Genomic DNA, 20,306 nt, shown 5'->3' on the forward strand with positions numbered 1-20,306 from the left:
CTGTTCTGCGATGTCGAGAATTCCTCGAAACGCCGCACTGGCGTTTCGCTAGCGTGAGATAGCCATCTTCCATGTTTGGTTCCAACGACGACAAAAAAGCCTCGGCCCCGGCCGCTGAAAAAAAAGGCCTGTTCGGCTGGTGGCGCAAGAAGCCCCAGGAAGAGGCTGTAGCGCCCAAGCCAGAGCCTTTGCCAGAGCCCGAGCCGGCCGCCGAGCCTGAGCCTTCGGCTGCCGAAGTTTCCCTGAGCAAGCGGTGGCTCTGGCGCCGGAGCCGGTACTGGCCCCTGAGCCGGTTATCGAAGCTCAGCCGGAGCCCGAACCTGTCGAAGCTCTGAAACCTGAGGCAGCGGGCGTGCCTGCGTTGCCTGTGGTCGAAGAGCCCGTCGCGTTCGAGCCTGAACCCGAGCCTGCGCCGCTGCCGCCAGCGCACTCGGCCGCCGAGCCAGAGCCTGAACCCCCTATCCCCGCCCTTGCGGCCGCGCCGGAGCCCGCCCCGGAGCCCGCCAAGGCTGGATTCTTCGCTCGGCTCAAGCAAGGCCTGAGCAAGACCAGCGCCAGCATTGGCGAAGGCATGGCCAGCCTGTTCATGGGCAAAAAGGCTATCGACGATGACCTGCTCGACGAAATCGAGACCCGCTTGCTCACCGCAGACGTCGGCGTGGAAGCCACCTCGGTGATCGTGCGCAACCTTACTCAGAAGGTCGCGCGCAAGCAGCTCACCGATGCTCAGGCGCTCTACGGCGCGCTGCAGGCGGAGCTTGCGAGCATGCTCGAGCCTGTCGAAAAGCCGTTGCAGATTCCGGCAAGCCCTGGCCCGTTCGTGATCCTGGTGGTGGGCGTCAATGGCGCCGGCAAGACCACCACCATCGGCAAGCTGGCGCACAAGTTCCAGCTCGAGGGCAAGAAGGTCATGCTCGCCGCAGGCGACACGTTCCGCGCCGCAGCAGTCGAGCAACTGCAGGTATGGGGCGAGCGCAATCGTATCCCGGTGATCGCACAACACACCGGCGCAGACTCCGCCTCGGTGATCTTCGATGCCTTGCAGGCTGCAAAAGCCCGTGGCATCGACGTGCTGATCGCCGATACCGCCGGGCGCCTGCACACCAAGGACAACCTGATGGAAGAGCTCAAGAAGGTTCGCCGGGTGATGGGCAAGCTCGACGAGTCGGCCCCGCACGAAGTGCTGCTGGTGCTCGACGCCGGCACCGGGCAGAACGCGATCAACCAGGCCAAGCATTTCAACCAGTCGGTAGAGCTCACCGGCCTTGCCTTGACCAAGCTCGACGGTACTGCCAAGGGCGGTGTGATTTTTGCTCTGGCCAAGCAGTTCAACCTGCCGATCCGCTACATCGGCGTGGGCGAAAGCATCGATGACCTGCGCACCTTCGAGGCCAAGCCCTTCGTACAGGCGCTGTTCGCTGAACGGGAGCGGGCATGATTCGTTTCGAGCAGGTCGGCAAGCGCTACCCCAATGGCCACGTGGGCCTGCACGAGCTGAGCTTTCGTGTGCGCCGTGGCGAGTTCCTGTTCGTCACAGGCCACTCCGGGGCCGGCAAGAGCACCTTGCTGCGCCTGCTGCTGGCGATGGAGCGGCCTACCAGCGGCAAGCTGCTGCTCGCCGGGCAGGACCTTGGCCAGATCAGCAACGCGCAGATCCCGTTCCTGCGCCGGCAAATCGGTGTAGTGTTCCAGAATCATCAGTTGTTGTTCGACCGCACGGTGTTCAACAACATCGCGCTGCCTTTACAGATCCTGGGCCTTTCGAAGCCGGAAATCGCCAAGCGCGTCGACTCCGCGCTCGACCGCGTTGCATTGAGTGAAAAAGGCGACCTCTACCCTGGCGACCTGTCGACCGGCCAGCAACAGCGGGTCGGCATCGCCCGCGCGATCGTTCACCGGCCTGCTCTGCTGCTGGCCGACGAACCCACCGGTAACCTCGACCCTCGGCTGGCAGCGGAGATCATGGGCGTATTCGAAGATATCAACCGGCTCGGCACTAGCGTGTTGATCGCCAGCCACGACCTGGCGTTGATCGCCCGCATGCGCCACCGCATGCTCACTTTGCAGCGTGGCCGCTTGATCGGCGACGGGGAGGCAGGCCAATGAGTGCCACTCGCAACCCCAAGATGTCTGATCGCGTCGCGCCCAAGGCCGCAGACCCGCAGCCGCCCAAGGAAAAAAAGCCCCGCAAGGGTGATGACGAGGGGCCAGATTTCGGCACGCTGTTCCACGCCTGGCTCGAAAGCCACCGCGCGAGCATCGCCGACAGTTTCAAGCGCCTTGGCCGGCAGCCTTTCGGCAGCCTGTTCACCTGCCTGGTGATGGCCGTGGCGCTGAGCATGCCCATGGGGCTTTCGCTGTTGCTCAAGAACATCGAGCGGCTCGGCGGCTCCTGGCAACGTGCAGCGCAGATTTCGCTGTACATGGACATCAACGCCAGCGACGCCGACGGGCAGGCGCTGGTCGCCCGGGCCAAATCGCTCTCCGGCGTTGCCGAAGCCGAGTACATCAGCCGTTCCGAGGCGCTGAAGGAGTTCCAGCAGCAGTCGGGGCTGGGTGAGGCGCTCAAGGAGCTGCCTGACAACCCGCTGCCGGGCACCGTCGTCGTCACCCCGCTGGAAGTCGACAAGAGCGCGCTTGAGTCCTTGCGAGAGCAACTGGCCGGTTTGCCCAAGGTGCAGCAGGCGCAGCTGGATCTTGTGTGGGTGGAGCGGCTGGCGGCCATTCTCAAATTGGGTGACCGTTTTATCTTCGGCCTGGCTGTGCTGCTGATTTCAGCGCTTTTGCTAGTAATTGGTAACACAATCCGCCTGCATATCGAGAACCGCCGGGTCGAGATCGAGGTGATCAAGCTGGTGGGAGGCACAGACGCCTATGTGCGCCGGCCCTTTCTTTATATGGGTGCGATCTACGGCTTTGGTGCGGGTATCTTCGCTTGGGCAATCCTGGCCTACGGGCTGAATTGGTTGAACCAGTCTGTGGTAGGGCTATCGGAACTGTATGGCAGTGACTTCGCACTCGGCGGCGTCCCCGCTTCGGATGGGGTTTCGCTCTTGCTTGGGGCCGTCCTGTTGGGGTATATCGGGGCGTGGATCGCCGTCGCCAAGCATCTGAGAGAGCTGGCGCCGCGCTGATCGGTTGAATTTTTGACGTCAAAGGCCGTTCTTCATCAAGGAACTTGGTTTTAGGTTCCCGGTCTTATTGGTCGGCGCTCCTCGGAGCGCGAATCTGAGTTTCGGAGGTTCATTACATGACCCAATCCTTGCAACCTGCATATGCGCTGGTCCCGGGTGCGAACCTTGAGGCCTATGTGCATACGGTCAACAGCATCCCGCTGCTGTCGCCTGAGCGGGAGCGCGAGCTGGCCGAGAGCCTTTTCTACGAGCAGGATCTGAGCGCTGCTCGTGAGCTGGTGATGGCGCACCTGCGTTTTGTGGTGCACATCGCCCGTAGCTATTCGGGCTATGGCCTGGCACAGGCTGACCTGGTCCAGGAGGGCAACGTTGGCCTGATGAAGGCTGTGAAACGCTTCAACCCTGAGATGAACGTCCGTCTGGTGTCCTTTGCCGTGCACTGGATCAAGGCGGAGATTCACGAGTTCATTCTGCGTAACTGGCGCATCGTCAAGGTTGCCACTACCAAGGCGCAGCGCAAGCTGTTCTTCAACCTGCGCAGCCAGAAGAAACGCCTGGCGTGGTTGAACAACGAAGAAGTTCACCGCGTAGCGGAGAGCCTTGGGGTAGAGCCTCGCGAAGTGCGCGAGATGGAAAGCCGGCTGACGGGCCAGGACATGGCGTTCGACCCGGCGTCCGAGGCGGACGACGACAGCGCATACCAGTCGCCTGCGAACTACCTGGAAGACCACCGCTACGACCCTGCCAGGCAGCTCGAAGAGGCTGACTGGAGCGACAGCGCCAATACCAGCCTGCATCAGGCGTTGCAGGTGCTCGATGAGCGCAGCCGCGACATCCTCTATCAGCGCTGGCTGGCTGAAGAAAAGGCCACGTTGCATGAGCTGGCGGAAAAGTACAACGTGTCGGCGGAACGCATCCGGCAGTTGGAAAAGAACGCGATGAACAAGATCAAGGGCTCTATCGAGGCCTGATCCGCTCAACGTTCTGATCGCCCGGCCCACCAGCAGGTGGTGCCGGGCGATTTGCTTTGCGCTAGCGCCAGGGTGCGGCGCGGCTGCTGTTCAGGGTTTTCAGGTACTCGTCGCCACCCAACTGGCCCATCTGCTGCCTGATCCACGCCGCTCGCCTTGCCACGTAAGGGCTTGGCCTGCTGGCGCTCCAGTTGCGCGGATTGGGCAGCACGGCGGCTAGCTGGCTGGCCTGCTGCCGCGACAGGTTCGCCGCAGTTACCCCGAAGTGATACTGCGCCGCTGCCTGCGCACCGAATACGCCCGAACCCCACTCCACCGTGTTGAGGTAGACCTCCAGGATCCGCTGCTTGGGCCACAGTACCTCGATCAAGGTGGTGAACCAGGCCTCCAGCCCCTTGCGCAGGTAGCTGCGGCCTGACCACAGGAACAGGTTTTTCGCGACCTGCTGGCTGAGTGTGCTGGCGCCACGGATAGAACCGCCCTGCTCGTTGTGAGCGAAGGCAGCGCGGATGGCGCCGACGTCGAAGCCCCAGTGGCTGGAAAACTTCTGATCTTCCCCGGCGATCACTGCGATCTTCAAATCATCGGAAATCCGCTCCCAAGGCTGCCAGCTGCGCTGCAGGTCGATGGGGTCGCCGCTGACCCAGGACTGCACTTTGCGCTCGACCATCAGTGCGCTGCCCACAGGCGGCACCCAGCGCATAACCAGTACCAGCACCACGCTAAGTAGCACGAACCATTTGATGAGCTTGAATACGCGTTGCAGGATCACACGCAGCATGATGAGCTTGGCCCCGGCCTTCAGAGCGGGCCATTATACAGATCGAACCCCATTGGAAACGGAGCTGCGTGATGCTGAAAATTTTCCTGATGCTGGCTGCCTTTTTCGGCTTCACCGGTGTCGGGCTGGGCGCCTTCGCCGCTCACGGCCTCAAAAACCGGCTGACGCCCGAATATCTCGCGATCTTCCAGACCGGTGTCCAATACCAGCTCATCCACGCGCTGGCGCTGTTTTGCACAGCGCTACTGGCGAGCCACTTGCCTGGGCGGTTAGTGGGTTGGGCAGGCGCCTTGTTCACGCTGGGTATCGTGCTCTTTTCCGGCAGCCTCTACCTGCTGACCCTGACCGGCGTCGGCAAGCTCGGCATCATCACGCCTATAGGCGGGCTGATGTTCCTGGCCGGCTGGCTCTGCCTGGGGCTGGTCGCGCTGAGCCTGGGCTGAGACGAACGGCCCAGGCGTACCTTGGTGGCGCAGGCAGTTGTGGGTAGAATGCCAACCCCAAACGAACCTGATGGCTGCCACCGCATGCGCATTCAACTCAATGGTGAACTCCTCGAACTGCCCGATGGCGCGACCGTCGAGGCCCTGCTCGCGCACCTGGAGCTGATTGGGCGGCGGGTCGCGGTGGAGCTTAACCTCGACATCGTGCCGCGTAGCCAGCATGCCGCCACGGCGCTCAACGAGGGCGACCAGGTCGAAGTGGTCCATGCGATCGGTGGCGGCTGAGCGCGCCGCCGCCCACCGCTTTTTCGCGCCAGACAACGAGGAATGCCCCATGAGCATCGTTCGCAGCGACAAGCCCTTTACCGTGGCGGGCCGTACTTTCCAGTCACGCCTGCTGGTCGGTACCGGCAAATACCGTGACCTGGAGGAAACCCGCCTGGCCATCGAGGCCTCGGGTGCCGAGATCGTCACCGTGGCCGTGCGCCGCACCAACATTGGCCAGAACCCCGGCGAGCCGAACCTGCTCGACGTGGTGCCGCCCAGCCGCTACACCATCCTGCCCAACACCGCTGGCTGCTACGACGCCACCGAAGCCGTGCGCACCTGCCGCCTGGCCCGTGAGCTGCTCGATGGGCACAACCTGGTCAAGCTCGAAGTGCTGGCTGACCAGAAAACCCTGTTCCCCAACGTGATCGAAACCCTCAAGGCCGCTGAAGTGCTGATCAAGGACGGTTTCGACGTGATGGTCTACACCAGCGACGACCCGATCATCGCTCGCCAGCTGGGCGAGATGGGCTGCTGCGCGGTGATGCCGCTGGCCGGCCTGATCGGCACGGGCCTGGGCATCTGCAATCCGTACAACCTGCAGATCATCCTCGAAGAAGCCAAGGTGCCCGTGCTGGTGGACGCCGGCGTCGGCACCGCTTCGGATGCGACCATCGCCATGGAACTGGGTTGTGAGGCAGTGCTGATGAACTCGGCCATCGCCCACGCGCAGAACCCGGTGCAGATGGCCGAAGCCATGAAGCACGCCATCATCGCCGGCCGCCTGGCCTGGTTGGCCGGCCGCATGCCCAAGAAACTCTACGCCAGCGCGTCCTCGCCGCTGGACGGCCTGATCAAGTAAGAGCGCAAGATGACCGATTCGCACCAACCGCCGGCCGAGGCCGGTGCTGACCAGCCGCACCGCCGCGCGATCAAAAGCTTCGTGATGCGCTCCGGCCGCATGACCGAAGGCCAGCAACGTGGGCTGGACATCGGCGGCCCCCGCTTCATCCTGCCGCTGGATGCCGGCCTGACCGACTTCGACCAGGTGTTCGGCCGCACCGCGCCGCGTACCTTCGAGATCGGCTTCGGCATGGGCCATTCCCTGCTGGAAATGGCTGCCGCCTCCCCGGAGCTGGATTTCATCGGCGTCGAAGTGCACCGCCCAGGCGTCGGCGCGGTGCTAAACGGAGTGCTGACGCAAAACCTGAGCAACGTGCGCGTCTACGATTGTGATGCTATCGAGGTGCTCAAGCAGTGCGTGGCCGACAACAGCCTCGATCGCCTGCTGCTGTTTTTCCCCGACCCCTGGCACAAGAGCCGCCACCATAAGCGCCGTATCGTGCAGCCGGCGTTCGCCGAGCTTGTGCGCAGCAAATTGAAGGTGGGTGGCGTGCTGCACATGGCGACCGACTGGGAGCCTTATGCCGAGTATATGCTGGAGGTGATGAATGCCGCGCCCGGCTATCGCAACCAGGCGGCTGATGGCGGCTGCGTGCCCCGGCCTGAAGAGCGGCCGGTGACCAAGTTCGAACGCCGCGGGGAGCGGCTCGGGCATGGCACCTGGGACTTGAAGTTCGAGAAAATCTAGTTCGTGGGAGGCCGGCTTGCCGGGCGACGTGCAACGGGCGACGTGCAACGGGCGACGGGCCGTCGCGCGGCGAGCCGCCCACAATCCCGGGCTTGGAGTTCGGGGTGAAGCTGTGCATCAGTTGCGGTCTGCGACCACCCCGATCAACACAAGTACCACCAACAACACCGGCGCCAGGCTGTAGTTGTTGAACTGCGACAGCCCCTTGATCACCCAGGGCGTTGCGTACACCAGTGCAAGCCCACTGCCCACCAGGCACACCAGCGCCATGGCCGGCACGCGCAGGGCCCCGGCGAAGCCGCCCAGCCGGCCCTCTACCCAGCTTTTGAATTGCGCGCCGAACAGCACCAGCACGCAGCCCACCAAGGCCAGGGAAATTTCCGAAAGGTTGCTGCGGCTCCAGCGGGAAACCGTCGCGAGCAGGTCCAGTATCAGGTCCATGGGCAATCCTTAATTCAAGAACAGCTGCAAAAGGTCATTCAGGAACAGCTGGCCCCGGGCGTTGCCACCAGGCGCGCCGGTTCGACCTTGAGCAGTCCCTTTTGTTCAGCCTCACGGCAGGCATCGGCCAGGCTCACCAGCGGCAGGCCGGTACGGGCTTCGAACAGCCCGGCATCGACGCCTTCTGTGAGGCGCAGCGCGTTCATCATGAATTCGAACGGCAGCTCATCGGCGGGAAGTGGCTTGTCGCCGGCCTTGAAGGGCTTGGCCAGGTTCAGGTAATCCTTGGGCAGGCGGGTTTTCCAGGTGCGGCGAATGCTGCCATCGAGGCCCGTGAGCTTGCCATGGGCGCCGGCGCCGATGCCGATGAAGTCGCCGAACGACCAGTAATTCAGGTTATGCCGTGCCTGCTTGCCGGGCTTGGCGTAGGCAGAGACTTCATACTGCGCGTAGCCTTCGGCCGTCAACAGAGCCTGGCCAGCTTCCTGGATATCCCAGAGGATGTCGTCCTCGGGCAGTTGCGGAGGCTGGTTCCAGAACACCGTGTTCGGCTCAAGCGTGAGCTGGTACCAGGACAGGTGCGTGGGCGCCAGCGCGACGGCCTGGCGCAAATCGTCGAGCGCCTCATCCAGGCTCTGGTCGGGCAGCCCGTGCATCAGGTCGAGGTTGAAGTTGTCGAAACCGGCACGGCGCGCCATCTCCGCAGCCCGCAGCGCCTCATCGCCGGTATGGATACGGCCAAGCTTCTCCAGCTTGGCCGGCTGGAAACTCTGAACGCCGATGGACAACCGGTTAATGCCGAGCTTGCGATAGGCCACGAACTTGGCCTGCTCGAACGTGCCCGGGTTGGCTTCCAGGTGATTTCGATGTCGCTGGCGAACGGGATGCGCGCCTGCACACCTTCCAGCAGCCGGCCCAGGGCCTGCGCGCTGAACAGGCTGGGCGTGCCGCCACCGAAAAAGATCGAGTTAAGCTCGCGGCCTTGGGCGTAGGGCAGGTCCTGGTCCAGGTCACTGAGCAGGGCGCTCACGTAGGCATCTTCGGGCAGCTCTGGGCTGGCCGTGTGGGAATTGAAGTCGCAGTAAGGGCATTTGCGCACGCACCAGGGAATGTGCACGTACAGCGACAGCGGCGGCAGCGCGCCACTGAGAGTCAGCTCGCTCATGCCAGGCCCAGGCGCTCGCGCAGCAGGGCCATGGCGCGAGCGCGGTGGCTCAGGCGGTTCTTCTGCTCAGGCAGCAGTTCGGCGCTGGAGCATTCGCCTTCCGGCACCCAGAACAGCGGGTCGTAGCCAAAGCCGTGTTCGCCGCGCGCAGCTTCAAGGATGCGGCCGTGCCACAGGCCTTCGCAAAGGATCGGCAGCGGGTCGTCGGCATGCCGTACCAACGCAAGCACGCAGACGAACTGCGCGCCGCGCTCGGCTTCCGGCACTCCGGCCAGTGCCTGCAACAGCTTGGCGTTGTTGGCGGCATCGCCCTGTCCATCGGCGTAACGCGCGGAATAGATGCCCGGCGCGCCGCCGAGAAAATCGACTGCCAGCCCCGAGTCGTCGGCCAGCGCCGGAAGGCCCGACAAGCGCGCGGCATTGCGCGCCTTGAGGATGGCGTTCTCGACGAACGAGAGGCCTGTTTCTTCGGGCTCCACCTGGCTGAATTCGCCTACCGAGCGCAGCTGCACGCTGCTGCCGAGCATAGCCTGCAGCTCCTTGAGCTTGCCGGCGTTGTGGCTGGCCAGGACCAGTTCGGGAATGTTCATTGCAAAAACCTCATGGGCGGCGGCTCACACCGCCACTTTATGTTCCGAAAGGCCGGGGCTGCTGACCCGGTAGATGCCGATTTCGCCCAGCAGGTTGGGCCACAGCCTGCTGCCCAGGTTGTGCCGGTGCTGGTTATCCACCGCCAGGCGGTCCAGCACCTGAGCGCGGCGCTCGCGGCACAGGGCCTCGAAATCCTTGAAGGTGCAGAAGTGGATGTTCGGCGTGTTGTACCAGGTGTAGGGCATGAAGTCCGAGACGGGCATCTTGCCTTTGGTCGCAAGGTAGGCGCGGCAGCGCCAGTGGCCGAAGTTGGGGAAGGTGATGATGCACTGGCGGCCGACCCGCAGCATCTCGTCGAGAATGCGGTCGGGGTAGGTCACCGCCTGCAATGCCTGGGTCATCACCACCACGTCGAAGCTGTTGCTGGCGAAGTTGCCCAGGCCCTTGTCCAGGTCCTGCTCGATGACGTTCACACCTTTGCCTACACAGGCATTGATGTTGTCAGGGTCGATCTCCAGGCCATAGCCGCCCACGCCCTTGTGGTCGCGCAGCCAGGCGAGCAGTTCACCGTTACCGCAACCCAGGTCGAGTACCCGGCTGCCGGTGGGGATCCATTCCTGGATGATGTCCAGATCGGCTCTCATGGGGCCCTCAAAGCTCAATACGGTTCATGTAGCTGGAAAACGCCTGCAGATAGCGCGGCACCGGGATCAGGAAAGCGTCGTGGCCCTGGGGCGCGTCGATTTCCAGGTAGCAGACGTTCTTGCGCGCAGCCATCAGCGCATCGACCAGCTCACGCGAGCGGGCTGGCGAGAAGCGCCAGTCGGTGGTGAACGACATCACGCAGAAGTCGGCTTTCACGCTTTCGAAGGTTTTGGCGAGGTCGTCGCCGTGGGCGGCAGCGGGGTCGAAGTAATCCAGGGCTTTGGTCATCACCAGGTAGGTGTTGGCGTCGAAACGCCCTGAGAACTCCTCGCCCTGGTAGCGCAGGTAGCTTTCGACCTGGAATTCCACATTGTGGAAGTCGTAGTTGAGTTTTTCGTTCTTGAGCCCGCGGCCGAATTTCTCGCCCATCGAGTCATCGGAAAGATACGTGATGTGGCCGACCATCCGCGCCAGCATCAGCCCGCGTTTGGGAATCACGCCCTGCGCCTGGAAGTCACCGCCATGGAACTCGGGGTCTGAAAGAATCGCCTGCCGCGCGACCTCATTGAAGGCGATGTTCTGCGCCGAAAGCTTGGGCGCCGAGGCGATGGCCACGCAGTGGCGCAGGCGCTCGGGGTAGGTGAGTGACCATTGCAGTGCCTGCATGCCACCCAGGCTGCCGCCGACCACGGCCGCCCATACCTCGATGCCCAGGCGGTCAGCCAGACGGGCCTGGCTGTGTACCCAGTCTTCCACGGTGACCACCGGAAACTGAGCGCCCCAGGGCTTGCCGGTTTCCGGGTCGATGCTGCTCGGGCCGGTGGAGCCATTGCAGCCGCCCAGGTTGTTCAGCGAGACCACGAAGAACCGGTTGGTGTCGATCGGCTTGCCGGGGCCGATGCAGCTGTCCCACCAGCCCGGCTTGCGGTCGCTCTCGCTGTGGTAGCCCGCTGCATGGTGATGGCCCGACAGTGCGTGGCAGATCAACACAGCGTTGCTGGCCTCGGCGTTGAGCGTGCCGTAGGTTTCGTACATCAACTCGTACGCAGCGAGGGCGCGCCCGCAGGCCAGTGGCAGCGGCTCATGGAAATGGGCGGTCTGGGGAGTGACAAGGCCGACGGAGTCGTCGGCGAAGACCTTGGACATCTGGCCTGCTCTCGGGTGAATGAGGCACAAGTCTAAGGATTGGGCGAGGTTTGTACCAGTGGCAGGCTCAGGTGCCTGCCAGGCCGGTTATTTGAATTTCGGGCCCGAACGGGTATTCAGGCCCTTGGCCATACGGTCATAAAGCAACACATTGACCGTTGCCGCGAGGTTCATGCAGCCGTTGGTTGGAATGTAGACCGTCTCCTCGCACCAGGCCCGCACCTCCGGGCTCAGGGTGCCGTCTTCGGGGCCGAAGATGTACAGCGCGCGGTCGGGGTGGGTATAGGTGGTCAGGTCGCGGGCGCCGTCCACCAACTCCACCGCCACCGGCGTGCAGCCCAACGGGATGATTGCCTGCAGGTCTTCTACGCCGATCAGCGGGATGTCGTAGTGCACTCGCTTGGTATCAGTGACGAAGTCTTTCGAGCGTTCGTAGCGTTTGCCGGTGTAGAACACCGAGCTGACCCCGAAGCAGCCGGCGGCGCGCATCACCGAGCCGACGTTCTCCGGGGACTTGGGGTTGAACAGCCCGACGCAGGCATAGCGCTTGTTCACCACGCTCAGATCAGCCGGGAGATGATGTCAGGCATCAGCGTGGCGTCGGCCAGCGCACCGATCAGGTAGGTGCTCAGCAGCTGGATCAGCACGAAGGCCACCAGCGGCGAGAGATCCAGGCCGCCCATGGTCGGCATGATGCGGCGGATCGGCGCCAGCAACGGCTCGCAGATCTGGTTGGCCAGTTCCGCAGCCGGGTTATGGCTGTTGGGCGCCACCCAGCTGACGATCACCATCAGGATCATGGCGAAGAAGAACACCTTCAGGAACAGCGAGGTGACACCGATGATGGCCCAGATCAGCATCTGCACAGGGGTGCCGGTGACGCCGTAGGCCAGCAGCAAGGTGAGCGCCATCACCAGCAGTTGCACCAGGATCGCCAGCAGCAGCGAGGCGGTGTCCAGCCCGCCGATGCTGGGGATCACTTTGCGCAGCGGCCGCAGCAGCGGCTGAGTGGCGCGTACCGCCACCTGGCTCAGCGGGTTGTAGAAGTCAGCCCGCACCAGTTGCAGGATGAAGCGCAGCAGCACCAGCAGCAGGTAGAGGCCGCCGAATACCTGGATCACGAACACGGCAGCGCCGTTCAAAGCCGTCATATGCAAATCCTCACTTGCCCAACTGTTCAGCCAGTTCCACCGAGCGCGCCGCAGCGGCGCCCAGTGCCTTGTTCACCAGCGCCTCGAAACCCTCGGCCTGGAATGTCTTGATTGCCGCTTCCGTGGTGCCGGCCGGTGAAGCCACCCGGCGGCGCAATTCGGCGGCGTCCACGTCACTGCCAACGGCCATGCGCGCGGCGCCCAGCGCGGTTTGCTCTGCCAGGCGCGCAGCAGTGGCATGGGGCAGGCCAAGTCGTTCACCGGCGGCGGTCATCGCCTCGATGAGCAGGAAGAAATAGGCCGGGCCGCTGCCAGAGACAGCGGTTACCGCGTCCATCTGCGCCTCGGTGTCGACCCATACCGCAAGGCCCACAGCCCCGAGCAGCTGCTCGGCCTGATCGCGTTGCTCCTGGCTCACCGAGCCATTGGCATAGAGCCCGCTGGCACCTTCGCCAAGCAGCGATGGCGTATTGGGCATGCAGCGCACGACAGGGCGCTCGCCCAGCCAGTTGGCAAGGCTCTGGCAGGTGATGCCTGCGGCCACCGAAACGATCAACTGGCCGGGCTTGAGCGAAGGTTGCAGTGCCTGGCAGACGCTTTTCATCATCTGCGGCTTGATCGACAGCACGATGACGTCGGCGCCTTCGGCAGCCTTGGCGTTGTCGGCGTGCATGGCGATGCCGTACTCGGCGGCCAGGCGGTCACGTGTCGGCTGGCTGGGCGCGCTGGCGCAGACGTGTGAGGCGGGCACGCCTTTGGCGCGCATTCCGCCGATCAGGCTGGCGGCCATGTTGCCGGCGCCGATGAAGGCGATGCGGGGAGTGGTCATGGGGAGATCCTTGTGCATGAAGGGCGCGGCATCAAGGCTGTGAGCCATAGTCGCGCGCGCCGAACAGGGCGGTGCCGATGCGAACCCAGGTCGCGCCGTGGGCCACGGCAGCTTCCAGGTCGTGGCTCATGCCCATCGAAAGGGTGTGCAGGTCCAGGCCAGGTTGTTGCAGCAATGCCTGCACCTGAGCGAAGGCCGCGTCTTGCTCGGCGCGCGCCTCCGTGGGTTCGGGAATGGCCATCAACCCGCGCAGGCGCAGGTTCGGCAGCGCCGCTACGGCGGCTACGAGCGCGGGCAGTTCCTGCGGTGTGCAGCCAGCTTTGCTGGCCTCGCCGCTGATGTTCACCTGCAGGCAGATATTCAAGGGCGCCAGCGTGGCCGGGCGTTGCTCGCTCAGGCGCTGTGCGATCTTGAGGCGGTCTACGGAATGCACCCAATCGAAATGCTCGGCGATGGCTTTGGTCTTGTTCGACTGAATGGGGCCGATGAAATGCCAGATCAAGGGCAAGTCAGTGAGCTCTGCCTGCTTGGCCAAGGCCTCTTGCAGGTAGTTCTCGCCGACATCGACAACGCCGGCGGCGTACACCTCACGGATCGCCTGGGCAGGTTTGGTCTTGCTCACCGCCAGCAGGCCGACTTCGCCGGCACCGCGGCCGGCTGCCACCGCAGCTGCCTGAATACGGGCGCTTACCGATGAAACGTTGTCTGCTATCGTGGACATAACTTGCGCCAGCGGCTCTTGGGTCTGCGGCATTCTACCTGCTTGTCCGTATTTGGGGAGTCTCATGGACATTACCGAACTGTTGGCCTTCAGCGCCAAGCAAGGCGCTTCCGACCTGCACCTGTCGTCGGGGTTGCCGCCAATGATTCGCGTGGACGGCGATGTACGCCGGATCAACCTGCCTGCCCTTGAAGACAAGCAAGTGCAGGAGCTGATCTACGACATCATGAACGACAAGCAGCGCCAGGATTTCGAAGAGTTCATGGAGACCGACTTCTCCTTCGAAGTGCCAGGTGTGGCGCGTTTCCGGGTCAATGCGTTCAATCAGAACCGCGGTGCGGGCGCCGTGTTCCGCACCATCCCGTCGAAAGTGCTGAGCATGGAAGACTTGAACATGGGGGATGTGTTTCGGCGTATTGCCGAGGTGCCCCGTGGGCTGGTGCTGGTGACCGGGCCTACCGGTTCGGGCAAGTCCACCACCCTGGCGGCGATCATCGACTACCTCAACAGCAACAAGCACCATCACATCCTCACCATCGAAGACCCGATCGAGTTCGTTCACGAGTCCAAGAAGTGCCTGGTCAACCAGCGCGAAGTGCATCGCGATACCCTCGGCTTCGCCCCGGCGCTACGCTCGGCCTTGCGTGAAGACCCGGACGTGATCCTGGTCGGCGAGATGCGCGATCTGGAAACCATCCGCCTGGCGCTGACCGCTGCCGAAACCGGGCACCTGGTGTTTGGCACCTTGCACACCACCTCGGCTGCCAAGACCATCGACCGCGTGGTGGATGTATTCCCGGCCGAGGAAAAGTCCATGGTTCGCTCGATGCTTTCGGAGTCGCTGCAGGCGGTGATTTCGCAAACCCTGCTGCGCAAGATCGGCGGAGGCCGAGTGGCGGCCCATGAAATCATGATCGGCACCCCTGCGATCCGTAACCTGATCCGCGAAGACAAAGTGGCGCAGATGTATTCGGCGATCCAGACCGGCGGGCAGATCGGCATGCAGACGCTGGACATGTGCCTGAAGGAGCTGCTGGCGCGTGGGGTGATCAGCCGCGAGAGCGCGCGTGAGAAGGCCAAGATCCCGGACAACTTCTGACCGGCCATTGGCTTGGAAACGAAAAAGGCCCGCAGTTGCGGGCCTTTTGCATGGAGAGCGATCAGCGCGGGTGGCGCGTATCGTTGCTCGCCAGGCGCAGCTGAGTTTGTGGCTGCGGCTTGAGCACGCGCTTGGCGACGGCGAAATGCTCGTTCCAGTAGGGCTTGTTCAGGCTGTCGATGGTGACGGCCTTGCCACGGCTGGGTGCATGGATGAACTGGTTGTCGCCCATGTAGATGGCCACATGGTTGACCTGGCGGCCGCGGGTTTTGAAGAAGATCAGGTCGCCGGGCTTGAGGTCTTTGCGCGGCACTTCAATGCCATGGCCGGAAGCCATATCGCGCGAAGTGCGGGGCAGGTTCACCGATTTCACGTCGTTGAACGCGTACTTGACCAGCCCACTGCAATCCAGGCCCTTGCCAGGCGTGTTGCCGCCCCAGCGATAGGGGGTGCCGAGGGCGTCGACCGCGCGGGCAACGACCTGGCTGCTCTGTTTGGTCTGGGCTTTGGCGACAGCGGGTACAGCTTTGCCGCCCTTGGCACGTTTGCTGTTGTCGGCGACACGGCTGCCACGCTTGCGTGGGTCGGCCTTGGTGACGGCCTGTGCGAGCTGTGGAGTGTGCTGGCGGGTAGGCGTGTTTTCGGTCTTGCTGGCTTGCGTGGTCTCGGTGCGAGCGGTGTGGCCCGAGAACCCGCCGGGAAGTCTTTGCTCACGGGTGGTGGCGTGAGCAGCCAGTGGCAACAATAGGCAAAGAGTCAGCCATGTCTTGATGAATGGACGCATTAGGCGAGGCTCAGTGAATGGACGCGCAATCTTATAACAGCTTTTTTTGTCGTTTTCCCCCCGCTGGTCGATCCGGTTTTGTGTCGTTTCGAACTGGCGGCGGCAAATTCTGTCGTAAAGATCCGCTTGAGCCCTCTGTTTCCGGGAGTTACGGTTATGTGTCCGTCCGGTGACCACTTGTCGGGCCGATTGAGAAAAGTCACATACCTGAATAGAAAATTTAATTATCAGCGACCAACGGTACCCACATGAATGGCTATCAAAACGCCCCTTTCCATGACACTCACAGCAAGGTGCTGGGCTACCTGCTATGGATTTTCGGCTTCACTGGGGCGCACCGTTTCTACTATGGCAAGCCGGTCACCGGCACAATCTGGTTCTTTACACTGGGGTTGCTGGGCATCGGTTGGCTGATCGATCTGTTTCTCATCCCGTCGATGGACGCTCAGGCCGACCTGCGCTTCCGTTCCGGGCGCATCGACTACAACCTGGCGTGGCTGCTGCTGACCTTCCTCGGCATATTCGGCGTGCACCGCTTCTATCAAGGCAAATGGCTGTCGGGGCTCATCTACCTGCTGACGGGCGGCTTGTTCTTCCTGGGTGTGCTCTATGACTTCTGGACACTCAATGACCAGATCTCTGTGAAAAACGCAGGCAATTGAAGGCGCGGCCAGCGCTGTCGCTGGCCGCGAGTTGCTTCAGATCACGCGCCCATCCACCAGCGTGTGGCGCACCGCCCCAGGCAGGCAGTGGCCCAGGAACGGGCAGTTCTCACCCTTGGACAGCCAGCCCTGGCCAGCGACCGTAGAGGCTTCAGGGTCGAACAGCACCAGGTCGGCCGCGCCTCCCACCGCCAGCCGCCCTGCCGGCAGGCCCAGGGCCTTCGCAGGCCCGAAGCTCAAGCGATCGAGCAGGGTAGGCAGGTCGAGCAGGCCGTCCTGTACCAATGTCATCGCCAAAGGAAGCAAGAGTTCAACACTGCTGATGCCAGGTTCAGTCTGCCCGAACGGGGCATTCTTGGCGTCGCGCTCGTGTGGTTGGTGATGGCTTGCGATGGCGCTGATCACGCCGGCCTTGATGCCCTCACGCAGCGCCTGGCGATCGGCCAGGGTGCGCAGTGGCGGTTGCACGTGATACAGGCTCGAGAAGCCCGTCAGCGCCTCGTCGGTGAGGATCAACTGGTACATCGCCACATCGGCGGTGACCGGCAAGCCTCGGGCCTGCGCCTGTGCGATCAGCTCAACGCCACGGGCGCTGGTGACCTGAGTGAAGTGGGCGCGCACGCCGCTCTGCTCCACCAGCAACAGGTTGCGCGCCAGCGCCACGGTTTCGGCGGTTTCCGGGATGCCTGGCAGGCCCAGGAAGCTGGCGGTCGGGCCTTCATGGGCCAGGCCGCCGGCAGCCAGGTCCGGGTCTTGGGAGTGGAACACCACGGCCAGGTCGAAGGTAGCCGCGTACTCCAGCGCGCGCAGCAGCGTTCGGTTGTTCGGGAAGGACTTCAGGCCGTTGCCGAAGGCCACGCAGCCGACGTCACGCAGCCCGACCAGCTCGGCCAGTTGCTCGCCGTCCAGGCCTTTGCTCAGCGCGCCGATGGGGTACACCTTGCAGTGCCCTGCGGCCGCTGCGCGGTCGAGGATCAGTTCGGCCACGGCGGTGGTGTCGAGCACCGGCCGGGTTTGCGGTGGGCAGCACAGGCTGGTGACGCCACCGGCTGCCGCCGCGCGGGTTTCGCTGGCGATCGAGCCCTTGCGGGTATAGCCGGGCTCGCGAAGGCTGACCGAGAGGTCGACGAGGCCTGGCGCAGCGACCAACCCTTGGGCGTCGAGGCGCTCGTGCGCGGTGAAACCGGCGGGAGCCACGCCAATCGCCAGCAGCTTGCCGCCTTCGATGTGCAGGTCGGCGACGGTGTCCAGGTTGTCAGCCTGGCTGATCAGGCGTGCGCCCAGAATGCTGAGGTTCACTGGGCGTTCTCCTGTTCGAGCTGGCGCTGCGCGGCCTGACCGCCCATGGTCATGGACAGCACGGCCATGCGTACGGCGATGCCGTAGGTGACTTGATTGAGGATCACGGAGTGGGCGCCGTCGGCCACGGCCGACTCGATCTCCACGCCGCGGTTGATCGGGCCGGGATGCATCACGATGGCATCAGGCTTGGCCAGTGCAAGGCGCTGGGTGGTGAGGCCGAACAGGCGATAGAACTCGCCTTCGCTCGGCAGCAGCCCGCCTGCCATGCGCTCGCGTTGCAGGCGCAGCATGATCACCACGTCCACGTCCTTCAAACCTTGCGCCAGGTCGGTGTAGACCTTAACGCCATACTGCTCCACACCCACCGGCAGCAGGGTGCGCGGGCCGATCACGCGGATATCGGGGCAGCCCAGCGCCTTGAGCGCCAGCATGTTCGAGCGCGCCACGCGCGAGTGCAGGATGTCGCCGACGATAGCCACCGACAGATTCTTGAAATCGCCCTTGTGCCGGCGAATGGTCAGCATGTCGAGCATGCCCTGGGTCGGGTGCGCGTGGCGCCCGTCGCCGCCGTTGATGACCGCCACCTGCGGGCACACGTGTTCGGCGATGAAGTGCGCGGCGCCCGAGTCGGCGTGGCGTACCACGAACATGTCTGCGGCCATCGCCTCCAGGTTGCGCAAAGTGTCGAACAGGGTTTCGCCCTTGCTGGTGGAGGAGGTGGAGACGTTCAGGCTGATCACGTCGGCCGACAGCCGCTGGGCGGCCAGCTCGAAGGTGGTGCGGGTGCGCGTCGAGTTTTCGAAGAACACGTTGCACACGGTTTTGCCGCGCAGCAGCGGCACCTTTTTCACCGCTCGCGCGCCGACTTCGAGGAAGGAGTCGGCGGTGTCGAGAATTTCGGTGAGCAGTTCGCGGGGCAACCCGTCGAGCGAAAGGAAGTGGCGCAGTTGGCCCTGGTCGTTGAGCTGCAGCGGGCGCTTGGCGTCGAATGGCGTCATCGCGGGACTCTTAAAGGCTGGAGGCAGTGAGGGCCTGGCGCTCGAGGGCGAGCGGCGAGGGGCCGAGCAATTTACCCGTTCATGGGCTTGCAGCGACAGGGTGGCGCCCACCACATGCGGGCGGATCGGCAACTGAGCGTCGTCGAGGTCGAGCAGGCACACCAGCGTCACGCTGGCCGGGCGGCCGTAATCGAACAGCTCGTTGAGCGCGGCGCGCACGGTGCGCCCGCTCATGAGCACGTCGTCGATCAGCACCAGATGCTGGCCTTCGATCTCGAACGGCAAAGCGGAAGGCCGCACCTGGGGTGCAGGCCGCTCTGGCTGAAGTCATCACGGTAGAAGGACACGTCGAGCGTGCCCAGCTCGGCCTGGCTGCCCATGGCCGCCAGCAAGGCCTGGGCGACCCAGACGCCGCCGGTGTGGATGCCGATGAAGCGCGGCTGCTCGATACCCTTGCGGGCAAGGTACGCAGGCAGGTCCTGTGCCATCTGGCGGATCAGCGCGGCGGGGTCGGGTAGGGTCATGGCGTCCTCGATGAGTGGAAAGTGAAGCGATCAGCCGGGGTTGGCCTCCAGCCAGCCTTCGAGCAACAGGCGCGCGGCGATGGCGTCGACCGGGTTGTCGCGGTAGCTGCCCTTCTGCCCACCACGGGCCAGGCGTTCGCCCTTGGCCTCGAAAGTGGTGAGGCGCTCGTCGTGAGTATGTACCGGCAAGTTGAAGCGGCCATGAAGCTTGCGGGCGAACTTTTCGGCGCGCTCGCTCATTTCGCTGGGGGTGCCGTCCATGTTCAGTGGCAGGCCCACGACCAGTGCGTCGGGTTGCCACTCCTTGAGCAGGGCCTCGACCCGCGCCCAGTCGGGCACGCCATTTTGCGCCTTGAGGGTGCAAAGCTCGCGAGCCTGGCCGGTGATGGCCTGGCCGACGGCGACGCCGATCTGTTTGCTGCCGTAGTCGAAACCCAGTAACAGGCGAGGTGCTGGCATCAGGCATGGCCCGCCTGGCTGGTGAGCAGGCTGAGGTCTACGCCGAGGCGCCTTGCGGCTGCATTCAGGCGCAAGTCGGGCTCGGTGTTGAAGAGGATGTCGGCATCGAACGGGCAGGTGAGCCAGGCGTTGTCGGCCAGCTCCGCCTCCAGCTGGCCGCTTTCCCAGCCGGCGTAGCCCAGGGTGATCAGGCTGTGCTTGGGCCCCAGGCCATCGGCGATGGCGAAGAGGGCGTCTTGTGAAGTGGACAGCGAGATGCCCCCCAGCTCGACGGTGGCCTGGTAGGTAGGCCCGCTGCTGTGCAGCACGAAACCGCGATCCGTTTGCACCGGGCCGCCGGCGTAGATCGGCACCAGCTGCGCGCTCAGAGGCGGCTCGATGTCGGGCTGCAACTGTTCGAGGATATCGGCAAGGCTCAGGCCTTGCGGGCGATTGATGATCAGCCCCATGGCACCGCTGTCGCTGTGCTCGACGATGTAGGTCAGGGTGTGAGCAAAGTTCGGATCGGCCATGTGCGGCATGGCGATCAGGAACTGGTGCTTCAAGTAGGTGGGTTGGAAGTTTTTCATGGGGCTAAGTGTGGCGCTGGGCTGGCAGACATA

23 protein-coding genes and 3 pseudogenes are annotated in these 20,306 nt (G+C 63.8%); 10 read left to right on the forward strand and 16 right to left on the reverse strand.

Annotated elements, in window-relative coordinates; translation table 11 throughout:
• The first annotated feature begins 71 nt into the window (after positions 1–71).
• The 4 genes and pseudogenes from ftsY to rpoH all read left to right on the forward strand — a co-directional run bounded on the left by ftsY (position 72) and on the right by rpoH (position 4,105).
• Positions 72–1,438: pseudogene (ftsY, locus tag LN139_RS23265) on the forward strand (signal recognition particle-docking protein FtsY).
• A complete protein-coding gene (gene ftsE / locus LN139_RS23270) occupies positions 1,435–2,106 on the forward strand; it encodes a cell division ATP-binding protein FtsE (protein ID WP_236357329.1) in 672 nt (223 codons plus the stop codon). The pseudogene ftsY and the gene ftsE overlap by 4 nt, the downstream one beginning before the upstream one ends.
• The gene (ftsX, locus tag LN139_RS23275) at positions 2,103–3,134 is read left to right on the forward strand and encodes a permease-like cell division protein FtsX (protein WP_236357331.1); all 1,032 of its coding nucleotides are present in this window, start codon (positions 2,103–2,105) and stop codon (positions 3,132–3,134) included. Before ftsE ends, ftsX begins: the two co-directional genes overlap by 4 nt.
• 116 nt (positions 3,135–3,250) lie before the next feature.
• Positions 3,251–4,105: an RNA polymerase sigma factor RpoH gene (gene rpoH, locus LN139_RS23280; RefSeq protein ID WP_236357333.1), complete on the forward strand. Its 855-nt coding sequence runs from the start codon at positions 3,251–3,253 to the stop codon at positions 4,103–4,105.
• Positions 4,106–4,166: 61 nt separating this feature from the next.
• Here the strand turns inward: rpoH and mtgA are convergent, their stop codons facing one another.
• On the reverse strand, positions 4,167–4,886 hold the full coding sequence (gene mtgA / locus LN139_RS23285) for a monofunctional biosynthetic peptidoglycan transglycosylase (RefSeq protein WP_236357335.1): 720 nt from the start codon (positions 4,884–4,886) through the stop codon (positions 4,167–4,169).
• Positions 4,887–4,957: 71 nt separating this feature from the next.
• On the opposite strand from mtgA, the gene LN139_RS23290 reads away from it, so the two are divergent.
• The 4 genes from LN139_RS23290 (at position 4,958) to trmB (ending at position 7,187) form a co-directional block, all read left to right on the forward strand.
• Complete coding sequence (locus LN139_RS23290) at positions 4,958–5,329, forward strand: DUF423 domain-containing protein (RefSeq protein ID WP_236357337.1); 372 nt, start codon at positions 4,958–4,960, stop codon at positions 5,327–5,329.
• A gap of 84 nt (positions 5,330–5,413) precedes the next feature.
• Positions 5,414–5,614 carry a sulfur carrier protein ThiS gene (gene thiS, locus LN139_RS23295; RefSeq protein WP_236357339.1) on the forward strand — a complete coding sequence of 67 codons (201 nt, stop codon included), beginning with the start codon at positions 5,414–5,416 and terminating at the stop codon, positions 5,612–5,614.
• 49 nt (positions 5,615–5,663) lie between these two features.
• Positions 5,664–6,458, forward strand: coding sequence for a thiazole synthase (locus tag LN139_RS23300; RefSeq protein ID WP_236357341.1), 795 nt, complete (start codon positions 5,664–5,666; stop codon positions 6,456–6,458).
• Between the two features lie 9 nt (positions 6,459–6,467).
• Complete coding sequence (gene trmB, locus LN139_RS23305; RefSeq protein ID WP_236357343.1) at positions 6,468–7,187, forward strand: tRNA (guanosine(46)-N7)-methyltransferase TrmB; 720 nt, start codon at positions 6,468–6,470, stop codon at positions 7,185–7,187.
• Positions 7,188–7,304: 117 nt separating this feature from the next.
• On the opposite strand, the gene LN139_RS23310 is transcribed toward trmB, so the two are convergent.
• The 9 genes and pseudogenes from LN139_RS23310 to LN139_RS23350 form a co-directional block, all read right to left on the reverse strand.
• Positions 7,305–7,628 (reverse strand): DUF3392 domain-containing protein, encoded by a 324-nt coding sequence (locus LN139_RS23310; RefSeq protein WP_236357345.1) that lies wholly within the window; start codon positions 7,626–7,628, stop codon positions 7,305–7,307.
• Between the two features lie 9 nt (positions 7,629–7,637).
• Positions 7,638–8,793: pseudogene (hemW, locus tag LN139_RS23315) on the reverse strand (radical SAM family heme chaperone HemW).
• A complete protein-coding gene (gene rdgB / locus LN139_RS23320) occupies positions 8,790–9,383 on the reverse strand; it encodes an RdgB/HAM1 family non-canonical purine NTP pyrophosphatase (RefSeq protein WP_236357347.1) in 594 nt (197 codons plus the stop codon). The pseudogene hemW and the gene rdgB overlap by 4 nt, the downstream one beginning before the upstream one ends.
• 24 nt (positions 9,384–9,407) lie before the next feature.
• Positions 9,408–10,028 (reverse strand): methionine biosynthesis protein MetW, encoded by a 621-nt coding sequence (metW, locus tag LN139_RS23325; protein ID WP_236357349.1) that lies wholly within the window; start codon positions 10,026–10,028, stop codon positions 9,408–9,410.
• Positions 10,029–10,035: 7 nt separating this feature from the next.
• On the reverse strand, positions 10,036–11,175 hold the full coding sequence (gene metX, locus LN139_RS23330; protein ID WP_236357351.1) for a homoserine O-succinyltransferase MetX: 1,140 nt from the start codon (positions 11,173–11,175) through the stop codon (positions 10,036–10,038).
• A gap of 87 nt (positions 11,176–11,262) precedes the next feature.
• Positions 11,263–11,733 carry an RNA methyltransferase gene (locus tag LN139_RS23335; RefSeq protein WP_236357354.1) on the reverse strand — a complete coding sequence of 157 codons (471 nt, stop codon included), beginning with the start codon at positions 11,731–11,733 and terminating at the stop codon, positions 11,263–11,265.
• A gap of 2 nt (positions 11,734–11,735) precedes the next feature.
• Positions 11,736–12,326, reverse strand: a complete 591-nt coding sequence (locus tag LN139_RS23340; protein ID WP_236357356.1) for a YggT family protein — start codon at positions 12,324–12,326, stop codon at positions 11,736–11,738.
• A gap of 10 nt (positions 12,327–12,336) precedes the next feature.
• Entirely contained in the window at positions 12,337–13,155 is an 819-nt protein-coding gene (gene proC / locus LN139_RS23345; RefSeq protein ID WP_236357358.1) for a pyrroline-5-carboxylate reductase, read from the reverse strand.
• A gap of 31 nt (positions 13,156–13,186) precedes the next feature.
• The gene (locus LN139_RS23350) at positions 13,187–13,876 is read right to left on the reverse strand and encodes a YggS family pyridoxal phosphate-dependent enzyme (protein ID WP_236357360.1); all 690 of its coding nucleotides are present in this window, start codon (positions 13,874–13,876) and stop codon (positions 13,187–13,189) included.
• A gap of 64 nt (positions 13,877–13,940) precedes the next feature.
• On the opposite strand from LN139_RS23350, the gene LN139_RS23355 reads away from it, so the two are divergent.
• The gene (locus LN139_RS23355) at positions 13,941–14,975 is read left to right on the forward strand and encodes a type IV pilus twitching motility protein PilT (protein ID WP_236357362.1); all 1,035 of its coding nucleotides are present in this window, start codon (positions 13,941–13,943) and stop codon (positions 14,973–14,975) included.
• 61 nt (positions 14,976–15,036) lie between these two features.
• Here the strand turns inward: LN139_RS23355 and LN139_RS23360 are convergent, their stop codons facing one another.
• Positions 15,037–15,759, reverse strand: coding sequence for a C40 family peptidase (locus LN139_RS23360; RefSeq protein WP_236357364.1), 723 nt, complete (start codon positions 15,757–15,759; stop codon positions 15,037–15,039).
• A gap of 248 nt (positions 15,760–16,007) precedes the next feature.
• Between LN139_RS23360 and LN139_RS23365 the strand changes: the two genes are divergently transcribed.
• A complete protein-coding gene (locus LN139_RS23365; protein ID WP_236357366.1) occupies positions 16,008–16,421 on the forward strand; it encodes an NINE protein in 414 nt (137 codons plus the stop codon).
• Positions 16,422–16,457: 36 nt separating this feature from the next.
• On the opposite strand, the gene LN139_RS23370 is transcribed toward LN139_RS23365, so the two are convergent.
• The 5 genes and pseudogenes from LN139_RS23370 to LN139_RS23390 form a co-directional block, all read right to left on the reverse strand.
• A complete protein-coding gene (locus tag LN139_RS23370; protein ID WP_236357368.1) occupies positions 16,458–17,720 on the reverse strand; it encodes a dihydroorotase in 1,263 nt (420 codons plus the stop codon).
• Positions 17,717–18,721 (reverse strand): aspartate carbamoyltransferase catalytic subunit, encoded by a 1,005-nt coding sequence (locus LN139_RS23375; RefSeq protein WP_236357371.1) that lies wholly within the window; start codon positions 18,719–18,721, stop codon positions 17,717–17,719. The genes LN139_RS23370 and LN139_RS23375 overlap by 4 nt, the downstream gene beginning before the upstream one ends.
• 10 nt (positions 18,722–18,731) lie before the next feature.
• A pseudogene (gene pyrR, locus LN139_RS23380) lies at positions 18,732–19,245 on the reverse strand (bifunctional pyr operon transcriptional regulator/uracil phosphoribosyltransferase PyrR).
• 30 nt (positions 19,246–19,275) lie between these two features.
• The gene (gene ruvX / locus LN139_RS23385; RefSeq protein WP_236357374.1) at positions 19,276–19,704 is read right to left on the reverse strand and encodes a Holliday junction resolvase RuvX; all 429 of its coding nucleotides are present in this window, start codon (positions 19,702–19,704) and stop codon (positions 19,276–19,278) included.
• Positions 19,704–20,273 carry a YqgE/AlgH family protein gene (locus LN139_RS23390; RefSeq protein ID WP_236357377.1) on the reverse strand — a complete coding sequence of 190 codons (570 nt, stop codon included), beginning with the start codon at positions 20,271–20,273 and terminating at the stop codon, positions 19,704–19,706. The genes ruvX and LN139_RS23390 overlap by 1 nt, the downstream gene beginning before the upstream one ends.
• Positions 20,274–20,306: the final 33 nt, after the last annotated feature.

Origin of the sequence: Pseudomonas sp. KNUC1026 (genome assembly GCF_021650705.1) — a bacterium.
Lineage (GTDB): Bacteria > Pseudomonadota > Gammaproteobacteria > Pseudomonadales > Pseudomonadaceae > Aquipseudomonas.